Here is a 17,434-nt window from a genome sequence, read left to right on the forward strand (position 1 = left end):
GCGATAAGCCGCTCGCGTCTTACTTCACTGGAAAGCAGATCTAACCAATGGCACCAGATCTCAACGCGCTCGCGGTCTTCGCGCTGGTGGCGGACGAACGCAGCTTTCGCAGGGCCGCCGACCGGCTCGGCGTCTCGCGCTCGGCGGTGAGCCAGACCATCGCGCGGCTGGAAGCGACCCTGGGCATCGCGTTGGTGCGGCGGACGACCCGGAGCGTCAACTTGACCGAGGCCGGCGAGCGCCTCGTCCTCTCGCTGTCTCCGGCGCTCGCGGAGATCCGTACGGCCCTGGACGACACCGGGACCCTGCGCGGCCGGCCGCAGGGGCAGTTGCGGCTCGCGGTCTCATCGATAGCGGAATCCTTCCTCGCCGGTCCGCTGCTCGCCCGCTTCGCCGCCGCCCATCCCGGCGTCCAGCTCGACATCACCGTGACGGACGAGGACTTCGACATCGTCACCGAAGGCTATGATGCGGGGGTTCGGCTCGGGGAGGTGATCGAGCAGGACATGATCGCCGTGGCGGTTTCGCCCGCGCAACGCCAGGCGGCGGTCTGCTCGCCAGCCTATCTCGCCGCGCACGGAGCCCCGGCCCATCCGCGCGAGCTCGCGGCGCATCGCTGCATCGGCTGGCGGCCGGCTCCGAGAATGGCAGCCTATCGCTGGGAATTCGCCGAGCAGGGGCGAGACTTCGCTGTCGATGTCGCGCCGGAGATCACGACCAACGACATGGCGCTGATGATCAAGCTCGCGGTGGCAGGCGCCGGCATCACCTTCGGCATGGAGGAGAGCTTCCGGGCCGAGTTCGAGGCGGGGCGCCTGATCCCGATCCTCCAGCCCTTCTGCCCTTCCTTTGCCGGCTTCTATCTGTACTATCCCAATCGCCGCCATCTGGCCCCGAAGCTCAGGGCCCTGATCGACCATCTCAAGGAGGGCCCGGCCTGAGCCACTTCCACGACAGCCGCGGCCCTACACCTGCAGGCTGCCGGGCCGGCCGATCTCGTCGCCGAGCCAGGCGGAGAAGAGGCCGATCAGCCCACCCTGCCGGGTCTCGCGGGGGTAGACGAGGTGATGGCCGACATCGACGACATCGACCGTATGGCCGCGCAGCGGCGCCACGAGCCGGCCACTGGCGAGGTCGCGGCGGGCGAGAAGCGTCGATTCCAGCGCCACGCCGAGGCCGTCGGCCGCCACGCCGAGCGCGAGGAAGCTGCGGTCGAAGCGCAGCGTGTGCTGCAGCGTCGGCGCCAGCCCGTTGGCCTCGAACCAGTGCGGCCAGCGCACCTGCTTGTTGTCGCTCAGGATCAGATTGCAGCGCAGCAGGTCCGCCGGGCTCTCGATGGCTGTGGCGAGCTCTGGCGAACAGAGCGGCGTCACCGTCTCGCTTCCGAGCGGCACCGCGATCACCCCGGCGGCATGGACCGGGCCGTAGACCACGTCGGCATCGAAATCATCCGTGGTGAAGCGGGTGTAGTCGGTCCCGGCCGAGAGCCTGACCTCGATGCCGGGGTGCCGGCCGAGGAAATCCGACAGCCGCGGCGCCAGAATGGCGGACGCGATCGAAGGCGCCGCATGCAGGCGCAGGACGCGCTGGCCCGAGCGGGCGGACACCGCCTCGACGCCGCGGCCGAGATGCTCGAAGGCGGCCGAGACATGGCGCATCAGGAGATCGCCATTGACGGTGAGCCGGACATTGCGGCCGTCGCGTTCGATCAGCTGGACGCCCATGGCCCGTTCGAGGTTCTTGACCGCGTGCGAGACGGCGCTGGGCGAGAGCCGCAGTTCGTCCGCCGCGGCCTTCTGCGAGCCGCGCCGCGCCACGGCCTCGAAGGCGCGAAGGGCCGACAGGGAGATCTGGTTCAGCACGGACGATTGATCTCGCTTCCAGCGGGAAGTCAGGATTGCAGCCAACTCACGCCACCGGCACCAATCGACGTGATCCGTGCACGCAATGCCGCCTTCAGATGAATTCAATTCACGTTAGGTTGAAAAACGACCGTTTGTCCATGCCGGCTGCCTGCTGCTTCTCTGATGCCAAGAAGACGCTCCGCCAGGGGCGCGGTTCAATGGAGGAAACAGCATGCTCCTTGAGGGCAAGACGGCCGCCATCTCGGGTGCGGCCAGCCTGCGCGGCATCGGGCTCGCGACCGCGAAGCTCTTCGCCCGCCACGGTGCGCGCGTCGCCATTCTCGACATCGATGCCGCGGCGGCGCACAGCGCGGCGGCCGAACTCGGCCCCGAGCATCTCGGGGTCGCCTGCGATGTCGCCGACAAGGCCTCCTGCGAGGCTGCTGCCGCGACCGTCCTCGCCGCCTTCGGCCATCTCGACATCCTCATCAACAATGCGGGCGTGACCCAGCCGGTGAAGACGCTCGAGATCGACGAGCGCAGCTGGAACCGCATCCTCGACATCAACACCAAGGGCGTGCTGTTCCTCAGCCAGGCCTTCCTGCCGAGCATGCAGGCCCGTCGCCGAGGTTCGATCGCCTGCATGTCGTCGGTCTCGGCGCAGCGCGGCGGCGGCATCTTCGGCGGACCGCATTATTCCGCCGCCAAGGCGGGCGTCCTCGGCCTGGCCAAGGCGATGGCGCGGGAGTTCGGACCCGACGGGATCCGCGTCAACTGCATCACGCCCGGCCTGATCCAGACCGACATCACGCAGGGCAAGCTGACCGACGCGATGCGGGCCGACATCATCAAGGGCATTCCGCTCGGTCGCCTCGGCGATGCCTCGGATGTCGCCGGCTGCTACCTCTTCCTGGCCTCCGACCTGTCGGCCTATGTGACGGGGGCCGTGATCGACGTGAACGGAGGCATGCTGATCCATGGCTGACCGCCCGAATACATCGCTGGCCGACCGGGCCTATCGCATCCGCCGCAACGCGGTGCTGATGGGCGAGGTGCAGGGCCAGGGCTACATCGCCCAGGCGCTCGACATCGCCGACGTTCTCTCGGTCGCCTATTTCCATGCCATGACCTACCGGCCGGAGGATCCGGACTGGGAGGGGCGGGACCGCTTCCTGCTCTCGAACGGCCACTACGCCATCGCGCTCTATGCGGCGCTGATCGAGGCGGGCGTGATTCCCGAGGAGGAGCTGGAGAGCTACGGCACCGACGACAGCCGCCTGCCGATGTCGGGCATGGCCCAGTACACGCCGGGCATGGAGATGTCCGGCGGGTCGCTCGGCATCGGCCTGTCGATCGCGGTCGGCAAATGCCTCGGCCTCAAGCGGAAGGGCTCGCCCAGCTTCGTCTACACCCTGTTCTCGGATGGCGAGCTCGACGAGGGCTCGGTCTGGGAGGCGATCATGGCCGCCGCCCACCACAAGCTCGACAACCTGATCGCCATCGTCGACATCAACAACATGCAGGCCGACGGGCCTTCGACCCAGATGATGGGCTTCGAGCCGCTGGTGCCGAAGCTCGAGGCCTTCGGCTGGTATGCCCAGCGCGTCGACGGCAACGACATCGAGGCGGTGCGCGAGGCCTTCGACCGGGCGCGCCAGCATCCGCTCCCGCAGCCGCGCATGATCGTGGCGGACACGCTGATGGGCAAGGGCGTGCCCTTCCTCGAGACGCGTGACAAGAGCCACTTCATCCGCATCGAAGCCCATGAGTGGCAGCTCGCCCTCGCGGCGCTGGACGCCGGGAGGAACCCATGAAGCCGGTCTTCTCACCACCGTCGCCGGGCAAGCCGCGCCTGACGACCTCGGCCATGATCGCCTCGATCGCCGCCGAGGGGCAGGCGACGAAGCCCGCCCCCTTCGGCCATGCGCTCGTCGCGCTGGCAGAGAGCCGCCCCGACATCGTCGGCATGACGGCGGATCTGAGCAAATACACCGACCTGCACATCTTCGCGAAAGCCTATCCCGACCGCTTCTACCAGATGGGCATGGCGGAGCAGATCCTGTTCGGCGCGGCCTCCGGGCTGGCGAGCGAGGGCTTCACGCCGTTTGCCACGACCTATGCCGTCTTCGCCTCGCGGCGGGCCTATGACTTCATTCACCAGACGATCGCCGAGGAAGATCGCGACGTGAAGATCGTCTGCGCGCTGCCCGGCCTGACCTCGGGCTACGGGCCGAGCCACCAGGCGGCGGAGGATCTCGCCCTGTTCCGGGCGATGCCGAACATGGTCGTGGTCGACCCCTGCGATGCGCTCGACACCGAGCAGGCGACCGCCGCGATCGCGGCTCATAAGGGGCCGGCCTATATGCGGCTGCTGCGCGGCAACGTGCCGCTCGTGCTCGATGCCTATGACTACCGCTTCGAGCTCGGCAAGGCGAAGCTCCTGCGCGAGGGGCGCGAGGTCCTCGTCATCGCCTCGGGCATCCTGACGATGCGGGCGTTGGAAGCCGCGAAGCTGCTGGAGGCCGACAAGATCGGCGTCGCGGTGCTGCACTGCCCGACGATCAAGCCGCTCGACGTCGCCACCATCGAGGCCGAGGCGCGTCGCTCGGGGCGGCTCGTCGTCGTCGCCGAGAACCACACCGAGATCGGCGGGCTCGGCGAGGCCGTGGCGCGCCACCTGATGATGGCCGGCGTCCATCCGACCTTCCGCCACATCGCCCTGCCCGACGCCTTCATGGCGGCCGGTGCCCTGCCGACACTGCATGACCGCTACGGCATCTCGGCCGAGGCGATCAGCGCCTCGGTCAAGGGCTGGCTGGGCTAAAGCGGCGCCGCATCGGGATGAGGCGCTTCGCTGCCCGTCCCTGGCCTCGTTTCGAGGGCGCGGGCCGCATCCTGCATCGCGGCCAGCCCGGCCTCGCGGACCATGGCGGCGATCTCGGCGAGCTGCGCCGCCAGCGGGTTGGTCTTGCGCCAGACCATGCCGATGGTGCGGGACGGCCGCGGTGCCCCGAGCCGGGCGACGGATACCGCGGCGCTGCGGATCTCGACGGCCACCGCCATTTCCGGGATCAGGGTGACGCCGATGCCGGCACCGACCATCTGCACGAGCGTCGAGAGCGAACTGCCCTCCATCAGGGCCCGCGGGGCCTGGGGCGAGAAGGCGCAGACCTCCAGCGCCTGTTCGCGGAAACAATGCCCCTCCTCCAGCAGCAGCAGCCGCATCTCGCGCAGCATCGTCGTGCTCGGCACAGGCCGCGCCGCCTCGTCGCGCGAGCGGACGAGGACGAACTCTTCCTCGAAGAGCGGCGTTTCGGCCAGCGAGGGTTCGGAGGCCGGCAGCGCGACGATCGCCGCGTCGAGCCGGCCGCCGATGAGATCCTCGATCAGGATGCGGGTCAGGGCCTCGCGCGGGCTCAACTCGACATCCGGGTAGCGCCCGACGAGCGCCTTGATGAAACGCGGCAGGAGATAGGGCGCGACCGTGGGGATGACACCGATGCGCAGGCGCCCGGCCAGAGGCCCGCGCGAGGCTCGCGCGAGATCGGCGAGTTCGTCGATCGCGCGCAGGATGTCGCGACCGCGCAGGGCGAATTCCTCGCCCAGCGCCGTCAGCCGGATCTGCTTGGCGCTGCGCTCGACCAGGGTGACGCCGAGGCTGTCCTCGAGATCCTTGATCTGCAGCGACAGGGCCGGCTGCGAAATGGCGCAGTGCTCGGCGGCACGGCCGAAATGGCCCTGCCGAGCGAGGGCATCGAAATAGCGCAGATGCCTGATGGACAAGGCCGCCATAGGTTTTTCTCATCGCTCCAATTATAAATTCAAAATTAATTTTATCACGTTCGCATGCTACGTCCTACCCAGCTGCATTGTCCGCGACGGCTCGCGGAGCACGGAATCGGCGGGGAGAAGGCAATGGACGGACTGAACACGGCACCGAAGGGCAAATGCCCGGTGATGCATGGCGCCAACACCAGGACCGAGGGCATGGTCACGAACTGGTGGCCGAACGCGCTCAACCTCGACATCCTCCACCAGCACGACAGCAAGACCAACCCGCTCAAGGGCTTCAGCTATCGCGAGGCGCTCAAGACGCTCGACGTCGCCGCGCTGAAGCGCGACCTGCATGCGCTGATGACCGACAGCCAGGAGTGGTGGCCGGCGGATTGGGGCCATTACGGCGGCCTGTTCATCCGCATGGCCTGGCACGCGGCCGGCTCCTACCGCCTGGCGGACGGGCGCGGCGGCGGCGGCACCGGCAACCAGCGCTTCGCGCCGCTGAACTCCTGGCCGGACAACGCCAATCTCGACAAGGCCCGCCGTCTGCTCTGGCCGATCAAGAAGAAGTACGGCAACCAGGTCAGCTGGGCCGACCTGCTGATCCTCGCCGGCAACATCGCCTATGAGTCGATGGGTCTGAAGACCTTCGGCTTCGGCTTCGGCCGCGAGGACATCTGGCATCCGGAGAAGGACGTCTACTGGGGCGCCGAGAAGGAGTGGCTGGCGCCCTCCGACGGCCGCTACGAAGACATCATGGACGCCTCCACCATGGAGAACCCGCTCGCCGCGGTCCAGATGGGGCTGATCTATGTGAACCCCGAGGGCGTGAACGGCGTGCCCGATCCGCTGCGGACGGCGGCGCATGTGCGCGAGACCTTCGCCCGCATGGCGATGGACGATGAGGAGACCGCAGCACTGACCGCCGGCGGACACACGGTCGGCAAGACCCACGGCAATGGCGACGCCGCCAAGCTCGGCCCCGTGCCGGAGGGCGCCGACATCGCCGAGCAGGGCCTGGGCTGGATGAACCACGAGAGCCGATCGGTGGGCCGCAACACGGTGACCTCGGGCATCGAGGGCGCCTGGACCACCCATCCGACGAAATGGGACAACGGCTATTTCGACCTGCTCTTCGGCTATGAGTGGGAACTCAAGAAGTCGCCCGCCGGCGCCTGGCAGTGGATGCCGATCAACATCCGCGAGGAGGACATGCCTGTTGATGTCGAGGATCCGTCGATCCGCGTCATGCCGATCATGACCGATGCCGACATGGCGATGAAGATGGACCCGGCCTATCGCGCCATCTGCGAGCGCTTCCACCGCGACCATGCCTATTTCTCGGAGACCTTCGCGCGGGCCTGGTTCAAGCTGACCCATCGCGACATGGGGCCGAAGATCCGCTATTTCGGCCCGGACGTTCCGGCCGAGGACCTGATCTGGCAGGATCCCGTTCCCGCCGGCCGGCGCGACTACGACGTCGCGGCGGTGAAGGCGAAGATCGCGGCCTGCGGCCTCTCCGCAACCGATATGATCGCGACCGCCTGGGACAGCGCCCGCACCTATCGCGGCTCCGACATGCGCGGCGGCACGGACGGCGCCCGCATCCGCCTCGCCCCGCAGCGCGACTGGGAGGGCAACGAGCCGGCGCGGCTGGCGCGTGTGCTGAGCGTGCTCGAAGGCATTGCCTCCGAGACCGGTGCGAGCGTGGCCGACGTGATCGTGCTGGCGGGCAGCCATGCGGTCGAGCAGGCGGCCAAGGCGGCCGGCTTCGACGTCGCGGTGCCCTTCGCGGCCGGCCGCGGCGATGCCACCGCCGAGCAAACCGACGCGGCCTCCTTCAAGGCGCTGGAGCCTCTCGCCGACGGCTTCCGCAACTGGCTGAAGAAGGACTACACCGTCAGCCCCGAGGAGATGCTGCTCGACCGGGCGCAGCTGCTCGGCCTGACGGCCCAGGAGATGACGGTCCTCGTCGGCGGTCTGCGTGCGCTCGGCGTCAACCATGACGGGACGAAGCACGGCGTCTTCAGCGACCGCACTGGTGCGCTGACGACGGACTTCTTCGTCGCGCTGACCGACATGGCCTATCGCTGGGAGCCGGTCGGCAAGAACCTCTACCACCTCGTCAACCGCAAGACCGGCGCGGTGACGTGGACCGCGACGCGGGTCGACCTCGTCTTCGGTTCGAATTCGATCCTGCGCGCCTATGCCGAGGTCTATGCCCAGGACGACGGCCAGGAGAAATTCGTGACGGACTTCGTCGCCGCCTGGACCAAGGTGATGAACGCCGGCCGCTTCGACCTGAACTGAGACGATCCGGCGGTTCCGGCCAATTTACGCCTTCTGTCCCCGCGCCGCCCAGCGCGGGGATTTTCGTTGGCAAACGGCCCATCTTCTTCATCCGGCTGCGGCATCGGCGCCCAGGCATGCGTCGCGCGCTTGCGGCTGCGGCGCGGCAAGCCGATATCGGTGGGCATGACAGCTCTGATCGTCTGGTTCGATGGCGGGTGTCCGCTCTGCCGCCGCGAGATCGCGGCGATGAAGCGGCTCGACCGCGCCGGCCGCATCACCTTCCTCGACGTCGCCTCCGACGAAACCGATTGCCCGATCGACCGGGGCGCGCTGCTCGCGCGGTTCCATGCGCAGGAGAATGGCGTTCTGCTCTCGGGTGCGGCCGCCTTCGCGGCGATGTGGCGCGCCATCCCGCTGCTGCGCCCGCTGGGCATCGCCGCGCGCAACCGCCTCGTCGGCTCGGCGCTGGAATGGCTCTATGTCCGTTTCCTGCGCCATCGGCCGGCCCTGCAGCGTTGGGTGACGGCCCACGACGCGAGGCCCTGAGCCCCCCGCGACGGCGTCAGGCGCCGTCGTCGAGCACGAAGACCAGCGCGCCCAGAGGTGGCAGGACGACCTCAATGAACGCCGGTTCGCCGCCATGGGCCTCGGCGCGAGCTTGGACCCCGCCACCATTGCCGACATCAGACCCGCCATAGACGCCGGCATCGCTGTTCAGCACCTCGCGCCAGCGCCCTGCCGCGGGCACCCCGATGCGGTAGTTCCAGCGGGTGACGGGCGTCAGATTGACGACGGTGACGACCGGCTTTTCGCCGGGAACCTCGCGCAGATAGGCGTAGACGCTGTTCTCGCGATCGTCCTGGATCAGCCAGCGGAAACCCTCCGGCACGGCGTCGCTCGCATGCAGGGCCGGCCAAGCGGCATAGAGCCGGTTGAGATCTCCCACGAGTGCCTGCATGCCGCGATGGAGCGGGTCCTCCAGCAGGTCCCAGTCGATCTCGCCGTCATGGTTCCACTCGCGGCGCTGGGCGATCTCGCCGCCCATGAACAGCAGCTTCTTGCCGGGATGGGTCCACATGAAGGCGAAATAGGCGCGCAGACCCGCGAATTTCTGCCAGAGGTCGCCGGGCATCTTCTCCAGCAGCGAGCCTTTCCCGTGGACGACCTCGTCATGGGACAGCGGCAGCACGAACTGCTCGGAGAAGGCATAGACCAGCCCGAAGGTCATCTCGTCATGGTGGTGGCGCCGGTAGAGCGGGTCGCGCTGCAGATAGTGCAGCGTATCGTGCATCCAGCCCATGTTCCATTTGTAGGCGAAGCCGAGGCCGCCCTCGGAGGTGGGGCGCGTCACTCCGGGCCAGGCGGTCGATTCCTCGGCGATCATCACCGCCCCCGGCTGGCGCTGCGCGACGAGGGTGTTGAGTTCGCGCAGGAAGGCGACCGCCTCGAGATTTTCGCGCCCGCCGAGATGGTTGGGGACCCATTCGCCGGGCTGGCGACTGTAGTCGCGATAGAGCATCGAGGCGACGGCATCGACGCGTAGGCCGTCGACATGGAAATGCTCGAGCCAGTGCAAGGCGCTGGCGATCAGGAAGTTCGAGACCTCGCGGCGCCCGAAATTGTAGATCAGCGTGTTCCAGTCCTTGTGGAAGCCCTCTCGCGGATCCTCATGCTCGTAGAGCGCCGTGCCGTCGAAACGGGCGAGCCCATGGGCGTCGGAGGGGAAATGGGCGGGCACCCAGTCCACGATCACGCCGATCTCCTCGCGGTGGCAGGCCTCGACGAAGAGCGCGAAATCCTCGGGCTCGCCGAAGCGCCGCGTCGGCGCGAAGAGGCCGAGCGGCTGATACCCCCAGGAGCCGGTGAAGGGATGTTCAGCGACCGGCATCAGCTCGACATGGGTGAACCCCATCGCCTTGACATAGGGCACGAGCCGGTCGGCGAGGTTGCGCCAGTCCAGCATGTCGCTGTTGGGTCCGCGCACCCAGGAGCCGGGATGAAGCTCGTAGATCGACATCGGCGCATCCGGGGCTTGGCGATTGGCCCGCGTGGTCATCCAGGCCTCGTCCCCCCAGACATGCGACGCGGGGCGCGGCACGATCGAAGCCGTGCCCGGCGGCAGTTCGGCGGCGCGCGCCAGCGGATCGGCCTTCTGCGGCAGGAGGTGGCCGTCCCGGTCGATGATCTCGTATTTGTAGAGTTCGCCGCTGCCGAGGCGCGGGATGAACAGCTCCCAGACGCCGCCGTCGCCGCGCCGATTCATCGGGTGGCGCCGACCGTCCCAGCTGTTGAAGCTGCCGACCACGGAGACGCGGCGCGCATTCGGCGCCCAGACCGCGAAGCGCACACCTGCCACACCTTCGGCGGTGCAGGCATTGGCCCCCAGCGCTCGCGCAAGTTCGAGATGGCGCCCCTCCCCGATGAGATGCAGGTCGAGCTCGCCGAGCAGGGGCCCGAAGGCGTAGGGGTCTTCACCGACCTGCTCGCCACCCGGCCAGCGGATGGCGAGGCAATAAGAACCGGCGGCGAGGTCTCCGACGAAGAGGCCGTCGGGCTCGGCCGGACGCAGCCGGACATCGTCGCGCCCCTCCTGCCGGACGAAGACAGCTTCCGCACCGGGAACATAGGCCCGCAGATAGCGGCCAGCCGTACCCTGATGCGGGCCGAGAATCGCGGCCGGTGTGCCCCAGCGGCCCTCGGCCAGAGCGGCGGCGGTCTCCATCGCCAGGGGCGGGACCCGTTCGACCGTGGCCTCACTCATCCGGAGCTCCTTCCGGCAGCAACCGCCCCAACAGATCGGTCAACCCGCGCAAGGGCACGGCCAGCCAATCCGGACGGTTGCTCACCTCGTAATTGATCTCGTAGGCGGCTTTTTCGAGCATGAAGAGGTCGAGCAACGCCTCGTCGGCCTGTCCGCCCTCGCCCGTCTCCCCAGCGCCGATCGCCTCGCGATAGGCCGACAGCAGCGCCGCGGGCATGGCGGTGCCGAAGGTGTCGGCCAGGGTCTTGTAGCGGGTCGCCTGGCCGGCCGAGGTGACGGTTCGTGCGCCGGCTGCAACGGCATAGTCGAGCGAGCGCAGAATGCCGGCGACGTCGCGCCAGCCGCTGTCCTTGGCGCGGCGCTCGGAAAGGGGCTGGGCCGGCTCACCCTCGAAATCGATGATCATAACGTCACCACTGGCGACGAGGACCTGGCCGAGGTGGAAATCGCCATGGACGCGGTGGAGCAGACTGCCCTCGCCCGCGCCGCAGAGCCGGTCGACGACGTCGAAGAGGTCGGCGCGGCGTGAGACGATCGCCTCCGCCATGGCCTGTTCCTCCGGCGGAAGGCCGCTGGCCGCCTTCTCCAGATTGGCGCACGCCAACTCGACCCGGTTGCGGATGCGTTGCCGCCAGCGCTCGACCTGCCCGGCATCGGCGGGCTCAGGCGCGAAGGCCGGGTCTTCGCTCGGCTGCGCCAGCACGACATGCATCTCACCGAGACGCTGGCCGAGCATGCGCGAGAAGCTCTCGTAGATCGCCAGCTGGCTTTCGAGATCGACATCCTCGCGCGACATCTCGTCGAGCGCCCGGCCGAGATAGGCGGCCGTCCACTCCCAAGCGTCGCCCTCGCCTGGAATGAAGGCCTGGACGACGGCCATCACCTCCTCTTCGCCCTCGGCGGGGACGTGGACGATCTCGCCCAGCAGGGCAGGCGCATTGCGGAAGCCGCGCTCGGTGAGCAGACGCGACATCTCGGCCTCGGGGTGCTGACCCGGCGCCAGTCGCCGGAACAGCTTCAGCATCACCTTGTGGTCGACGATCACCGAGGAGTTCGACTGCTCCGCGGACAGCCAGCGCACGGGATCCTCCGGCAGGACCTGGACATCGTCGAAGGCCGCGGTGGGTCGGAACTGGACCTCGCCGACCGTGCTTTTCACCGAGCCCCCCGCCTTGAGCAGCGCCAGCAACTCGTGGATGAAGCCTGGAAGCGAGAAGGCATCCGTGAGGAAGCCGGTGCGGCGTCCGCGCCGGACGCGGGCGAGCGCCATCTGCTGCGGCAGCGCCGCCGTGATCTCGTCGTCCCAGCCGATCCCCAGCGGCAGTTGATAGCGCTCCGTGCCGCCGGCATGGGTGACCTCGACCGCCATGATAGCCGCCTCGCGGCCGCTGCCGATGCGGGCGGTGGAGGCGACGCGGGTCTCGCCGAGTTTCTGGTCCTTGGCGGCAAACCAGCGTCGCTTGGCGAGATAGGGCGGCAAAATCGCCGTCTCGAACTCACGGCGCGACTGCGGCGTGATCATCTCGTCGGGGCCGCCGCGCAGGACGAACGTCGTATAGTCGGGCATCGGCTCCGGCGTCTGCCCCAACCAGGACGGCACCTGCGCGTCCTGCGCCAGCACGAACCAGTAGAACCCGTAGGGCGGCAGCGTCAGCAGATAGCTGAGCTGGCCGATAGCCGGGAAGACCGCGTTGCCGAGCATCTCGACGGGATGGCGGCCGGCGAATTCGGAGAGGTCGAGTTCGAAGGCCTGGGCCGAGCGCGAGAGATTGGCGACGCAGAGGATCGTCTCCCCCTCATACTCGCGCAGATAGGCGAAGGCCTTGCGGTTCTTCGGGTAGAGAAAGCGAAGGCTGCCGCGGCCGAAGGCCTGATGATCCTTGCGAACGGCCAGCACGCGGCGTGTCCAGTTGAGGAGCGAATGCGGGTCTCGCGTCTGCGCCTCGACATTGACGGCATCGAAGCCATAGAGCGCATCCATGACCGGCGGCAGGACCAGACTGGCCGGATCGGCCTTGGAGAAGCCGCCATTGCGATCGGGCGACCACTGCATCGGCGTGCGCACGCCGTCGCGGTCTCCCAGGAAGATGTTGTCGCCCATGCCGAGCTCGTCGCCGTAATAGATCACCGGCGTGCCGGGCATGGAGAGCAGCAGGCTGTTCATCAGCTCGATACGGCGGCGATCCCGCTCCAGCAGCGGGGCGAGCCGGCGCCGGATGCCGAGATTGATCCGGGCGCGCTTGTCGGTGGCGTAGAAGTTCCAGAGATAGTCGCGCTCCTTGTCGGTCACCATCTCGAGCGTCAGCTCGTCATGGTTGCGCAGGAAGATCGCCCATTGGCAGCCCTCGGGGATGTCGGGCGTCTGGCGCATGATGTCGGTGATCGGGAAGCGGTCTTCCTGGGCGATCGCCATGTACATGCGCGGCATCAGCGGGAAGTGGAACGCCATGTGGCATTCGTCGCCCTCGCCGAAATAGGCCTGCGTGTCCTCGGGCCACATATTGGCCTCGGCCAGCAGCATCCGGTCCGGAAAGGAGGCGTCCAGCTCGGCGCGGATCGTCTTCAGGACCGCATGCGTCTCGGGCAGGTTCTCGTTGGAGGTGCCGTCGCGCTCGATCAGATAGGGTACAGCGTCCAGCCTCAGGCCATCCACGCCCAGCTCGAGCCAGAAGCGCATCACGCCGAGCACCGCCTTGATGACGGCGGGGTTGTCGAAGTTGAGATCGGGCTGGTGCGAGTAGAAGCGATGCCAGAAATAGGCGCCGGCCGTGGCGTCCCAGGTCCAGTTCGAACGCTCGGTGTCGAGGAAGATGATGCGCGTGCCGGAATAGAGCTGATCGTTGTCCGACCAGACGTAATAATTGCGGTGCGGCGAGCCGGGCTTGGCAAGGCGCGCGCGCTGGAACCAGGGATGCTGGTCGGAGGTGTGGTTGATGACGAGTTCAGTGATCACCCGAAGGCCCCGCTCGTGGGCCGCCCGGATGAAGCGCTTCACATCCGCGATCGTGCCGTAATCGGGATGGACCGCCTTGTATTCCGAAATGTCGTAGCCGTCGTCCAGCCGCGGCGAGGGATAGAAGGGCAGGAGCCAGATGACGTTGACGCCGAGCGAGACGATGTAGTCGAGCTTGGCGATCAGGCCCGGGAAGTCGCCGATGCCGTCGCCATTCGCGTCGAAGAACGACTTGACGTGGATCTGGTAGATGATCGCGTCCCGATACCATTGCGGATCGCGCGCATCGGTGGCGGGTTTGGCGATGCCGTCGGCCATTGTCATGGAGAACCTGTCGGCGCGCTCAGGCGCCAGATCGAGAAGGGAAGCTCGCGCGGGTCGAGACGGATCGACTGGGACTTGCCGTGCCAGTGGAAGCGATGGCCGCGCATCAGATCCTCGACTGCGATCGAGCCGTCGTCTGGCAGCCCAAACTCCCAGAGCGGGACCTCGATGCCGGCCTCGTGCGCGTCGAAGGGGTCGAGATTGACGGCGACGAGGATGATGTCGCCGTCGGCGCGTGCGCGCTTGCCGAAGTAGAGAATGTTGTCGTCGGAGGCGTTGTAGAAGGTCAGCCCGAGATGGTTCTGAAGCGCCGGCTGGCTGCGGCGGATGCGGTTGAGGCGGGTGATCTCGGCGATGATGTTGCCCGGTGCCTGCCAATCGCGCGGCTTGATCTCGTATTTCTCGCTGTCGAGATACTCCTCCTTGCCGGGAACGGCCGCAGCCTCGCAGAGCTCGAAGCCGGAATAGACGCCCCAGAGCCCGGACAGGGTCGCCGCCAGCGCGGCACGGATCAGGAAGCCCGGCCGGCCGGAGCGCTGCAGGAAGACCGGGTTGATGTCCGGCGTGTTGACGAAGAAATGCGGGCGGAAGATGTCGCGCGCCGGGGCCTCGTTCAGCTCGCTCAGGTATTCCGTCAGTTCCGCCTTGCTGTTGCGCCAGGTGAAGTAGGTGTAGGACTGCGAGAAGCCGACCTTGCCGAGCCGGTACATCACCTTGGGGCGCGTGAAGGCCTCAGCCAGGAAGAGGACGCCGGGATCGCGCGAGCGAATGTCGGCGATCAGCCACTCCCAGAAGGGGAAGGGCTTGGTGTGCGGATTGTCGACGCGGAAGATCCGCACGCCCTCGTCGACCCAGCCCTGCACCACGTCGCGCAGTGCCAGCCACAGCCCGGGGACGGCGTCTTTCGCATAGAAATCGACGTTGACGATGTCCTGGTACTTCTTCGGCGGGTTCTCGGCGTAGCGCATCGAACCGTCCGGCCGCCATTGGAACCAGCCGGGATGCTCTTCGAGCCAGGGATGGTCGGGCGAGCACTGGATCGCGAAATCGAGCGCGATCTCCAGCCCATGATCTGCCGCCGCCCGCACCAGCGCCCGGAAATCCTCGCGGCTGCCGAGTTCGGGGTGGATCGCGTCATGTCCGCCGTCGGCAGAGCCGATCGCGTAGGGGCTGCCCGGATCGTCGGCGGCAGGGGTCAGGGTATTGTTTCGGCCCTTCCGGTTGGTCTGGCCGATCGGGTGGATCGGCGGGAAATAGAGCACGTCGAAGCCCATGTCCCGGATCGCCGGGAGACGACCGACAACATCCCGGAAGGTGCCGTGGCGCGATGGACTGTCGGTGATCGAGCGTGGAAACAGCTCGTACCAGCTGGAGAAGGCGGCGGCCTCGCGGTCGGCCCCGACGGGATAGACTCGCTCACCGCCGGTAGCGTGGGGACGCGGATCGGCCCGCATCATCGCCTCATTCAGCATGTCGGCGAGCAGAACCGCCGCATCCTCGGCCTGGCCCGCCCCGAGACGGGCGAGCTGGGCCTCGATCAGGGTGCGATCGGCGGGCACGGCACCCGATGCGTAGCTTTCGAGGATGAGCCGCCCCTCGCGAATCTCCAGCGCGATGTCGAGGCCGGCATCGCGCTTCTTGGCGAGGTCGCGGCGGAAGGTGCCGAACTCGCTCCACCAGGCCTCGATCGCGAAGAGGTGGCGGCCGACGCGCAGGAGGGGGAATTCGCCTTCCCAGATATCGTTGACGCGATGCGCCATCGGCGCGCGCGACCATTCGGCCTCGTCCTCGGCTCGCCATCTCAGCTCAGCCGCCAGAACCTCGTGGCCGTCGCCGAAGATGTCGGCCGTGACGCTCACCCCATCTCCGACCCGCCGCTTGACGGCGAAGCGTCCGCCTTCGACGGTCGGCGCGACCGCTTCGATGGCGATCCGCCCTGCCGCGAGCGCCGCTCGGTCATCTGGTGCCGGAGGGGCGGGTTCGCGGATCGGGGCGGTCTCGTCGAGCGGGACCACCAGAGCCGAGGCCGGAGACAACGAACTGGCGAGCGTGGTCGCCGCCGCGGATCCCCATCCCGCCGCCAGCCGCACGGGATCGATTGCGAGCGCGTTGACGGGGTCGGTGTTCAGCAGGACGAGGCAGCGAGCCTGACCGGCGCCCTCCCGCAGAACTGCGGCCAGGGGGGCCTGGGTATCGAGGGCGCGCAACGGTCGTCCTGCCCTCGCCGGGAGCCCGGCCACGGCCCGATTGACCGCGGCCACGGCCTCACGCCGGTCGCCGGCCTCCTGGCGGGCAGCGGCGAAGTCTTCGGCTTTCGCGTGCAGGAAGGGCACAGCCATGCCGAATTCGAAGCCCATCGGCATCAGCCAGCCATCCGCCAGCAGCGCCGCCTCGCTCAGCGCAGAGCGCCGAATCCGTTCGGGGTGGACTGGAGCCCTTGCCGGTAAACGAGGCGCGAAGGGGTCCTCAGGGCAGCCGATGACGGCCGTCGCTGGGGCGAGCGCGTTGTAGTCCTCAACCAGATCCGCAACGCTGCGGCCCGCTGCGATGGGCGCGGACACATAGTCGAAGGCCGGTGCGCTAGCGATCCGATCGGCGGAATTCGCCTCCGGCATCCAGCCCAGCGTTTCGAAATCGCCGCACCTGTCGCGGACAGGCGCCAGGATCGCCTGCCAGACGGAGAGAGGGATGGCGCGAACCGCATGGCAGCGCACGCCGCGGACACCGGCGTCGCTCCATGCTCGCAGGTGCTGTCCCCAGAACGAGGCCAGCCGCTGACGGTTCTCCTCATGCTCGAAATCGGCGCGAAGCACGCCCCGCGTCAGATCGGTTCGCGGATCGAGCCCAGCCCGCCGCGGCTGACGCCAGCACCCGGGCAGTTCGGCGACGGGCTCGCTTTCCGCATCCGCCCGGTCGACGACGAAGTCCATCCAGAGCACGAGGCCGTGCTGATCGCATTCGGTCGCGAGGGACCGCAAAGCCGCGACGGTCTCGTCCGCGCCGATCTGCGAAAGCGTGCGCGTCGAAAACAGAGCGCCCTCTCCGGCAAAAGGCCAGGCGAGAAGAAAATGGGTGAAACCAAGCTCTCCCGCGTGCTCAATCTGGATTTTCAAACCCTCATCCCTGTCATCAAGGCGAGGATTTGAATAATAGATCCGGGTACCGCCCGGTTTCCCGCGGCGATCTCTCGCGCTCATCCCGCGCTCGGCGGGAGATAATGTATCGACTCCCGCCACGTTATCACCGCTGAGACCATTCATCCGAGGTCAAACGGCTGGGCGACGGCTCGGTTCCATTTCTGCGGCGATGGTCGACTGAGAAAAGTGCCCTCCCCTTCGTCAATGCGAGGCGCCGGGTGCCCCCACACCGCACCGTTCCATCGGGCATGGGGTTGCGCTGATCTGCCGGAGAAATCTGCCCGCCGACGATCGCGCCGACACCAAGGGCTGGCCGGTCACCGGCTCAGGTTATGTCGAGGCGGAA

At 67.8% G+C, this 17,434-nt stretch carries 12 protein-coding genes; 7 read left to right on the plus strand and 5 right to left on the minus strand.

From position 1 onward, the window contains the following. Window positions 1–47 precede the first annotated feature (47 nt). Window positions 48–941, plus strand: a complete 894-nt coding sequence (locus SJY11_RS23140; protein ID WP_376989064.1) for a LysR family transcriptional regulator — start codon at window positions 48–50, stop codon at window positions 939–941. A 24-nt stretch (window positions 942–965) separates the two neighbouring features. On the opposite strand, the gene SJY11_RS23145 is transcribed toward SJY11_RS23140, so the two are convergent. After that, on the minus strand, window positions 966–1,862 hold the full coding sequence (locus SJY11_RS23145) for a LysR substrate-binding domain-containing protein (RefSeq protein WP_376989065.1): 897 nt from the start codon (window positions 1,860–1,862) through the stop codon (window positions 966–968). 214 nt (window positions 1,863–2,076) lie between these two features. On the opposite strand from SJY11_RS23145, the gene SJY11_RS23150 reads away from it, so the two are divergent. From SJY11_RS23150 to SJY11_RS23160, 3 genes are read left to right on the plus strand one after another with little or no spacing between them, the layout of a single operon-like run. Beyond that, the gene (locus SJY11_RS23150; protein WP_326909149.1) at window positions 2,077–2,829 is read left to right on the plus strand and encodes an SDR family NAD(P)-dependent oxidoreductase; all 753 of its coding nucleotides are present in this window, start codon (window positions 2,077–2,079) and stop codon (window positions 2,827–2,829) included. Then, window positions 2,822–3,658, plus strand: a complete 837-nt coding sequence (locus SJY11_RS23155) for a transketolase (protein ID WP_305692257.1) — start codon at window positions 2,822–2,824, stop codon at window positions 3,656–3,658. The genes SJY11_RS23150 and SJY11_RS23155 overlap by 8 nt, the downstream gene beginning before the upstream one ends. Then, entirely contained in the window at window positions 3,655–4,668 is a 1,014-nt protein-coding gene (locus tag SJY11_RS23160; RefSeq protein WP_376989066.1) for a transketolase family protein, read from the plus strand. The genes SJY11_RS23155 and SJY11_RS23160 overlap by 4 nt, the downstream gene beginning before the upstream one ends. On the opposite strand, the gene SJY11_RS23165 is transcribed toward SJY11_RS23160, so the two are convergent. Next, window positions 4,665–5,636, minus strand: coding sequence for a hydrogen peroxide-inducible genes activator (locus SJY11_RS23165; protein ID WP_376989067.1), 972 nt, complete (start codon window positions 5,634–5,636; stop codon window positions 4,665–4,667). The two genes, SJY11_RS23160 and SJY11_RS23165, sit on opposite strands and share 4 nt — an antisense overlap. 123 nt (window positions 5,637–5,759) lie before the next feature. Here SJY11_RS23165 and katG point away from each other — a divergent pair, with 123 nt between their 5' ends. Continuing rightward, the gene (gene katG, locus SJY11_RS23170) at window positions 5,760–7,931 is read left to right on the plus strand and encodes a catalase/peroxidase HPI (RefSeq protein ID WP_376989069.1); all 2,172 of its coding nucleotides are present in this window, start codon (window positions 5,760–5,762) and stop codon (window positions 7,929–7,931) included. 165 nt (window positions 7,932–8,096) lie between these two features. Further along, complete coding sequence (locus tag SJY11_RS23175) at window positions 8,097–8,459, plus strand: thiol-disulfide oxidoreductase DCC family protein (RefSeq protein WP_376989070.1); 363 nt, start codon at window positions 8,097–8,099, stop codon at window positions 8,457–8,459. 16 nt (window positions 8,460–8,475) lie between these two features. Here the strand turns inward: SJY11_RS23175 and glgB are convergent, their stop codons facing one another. The 3 genes from glgB to SJY11_RS23190 are packed head-to-tail and all read right to left on the minus strand — an operon-like array spanning window position 8,476 to window position 16,764. Next, window positions 8,476–10,674 carry a 1,4-alpha-glucan branching protein GlgB gene (gene glgB / locus SJY11_RS23180; protein WP_376989071.1) on the minus strand — a complete coding sequence of 733 codons (2,199 nt, stop codon included), beginning with the start codon at window positions 10,672–10,674 and terminating at the stop codon, window positions 8,476–8,478. Then, entirely contained in the window at window positions 10,667–13,951 is a 3,285-nt protein-coding gene (gene treS, locus SJY11_RS23185; RefSeq protein ID WP_376989072.1) for a maltose alpha-D-glucosyltransferase, read from the minus strand. The genes glgB and treS overlap by 8 nt, the downstream gene beginning before the upstream one ends. Continuing rightward, window positions 13,948–16,764 (minus strand): maltotransferase domain-containing protein, encoded by a 2,817-nt coding sequence (locus tag SJY11_RS23190; RefSeq protein ID WP_376989073.1) that lies wholly within the window; start codon window positions 16,762–16,764, stop codon window positions 13,948–13,950. The genes treS and SJY11_RS23190 overlap by 4 nt, the downstream gene beginning before the upstream one ends. Between SJY11_RS23190 and SJY11_RS23195 the strand changes: the two genes are divergently transcribed. Next, window positions 16,741–17,097, plus strand: a complete 357-nt coding sequence (locus SJY11_RS23195) for a hypothetical protein (protein WP_376989074.1) — start codon at window positions 16,741–16,743, stop codon at window positions 17,095–17,097. The two genes, SJY11_RS23190 and SJY11_RS23195, sit on opposite strands and share 24 nt — an antisense overlap. Window positions 17,098–17,434 lie beyond the last annotated feature (337 nt).

This window comes from Allobosea sp. R86505 (assembly GCF_042466375.1).
Classification (GTDB): Bacteria; Pseudomonadota; Alphaproteobacteria; order Rhizobiales; family Beijerinckiaceae; genus Allobosea.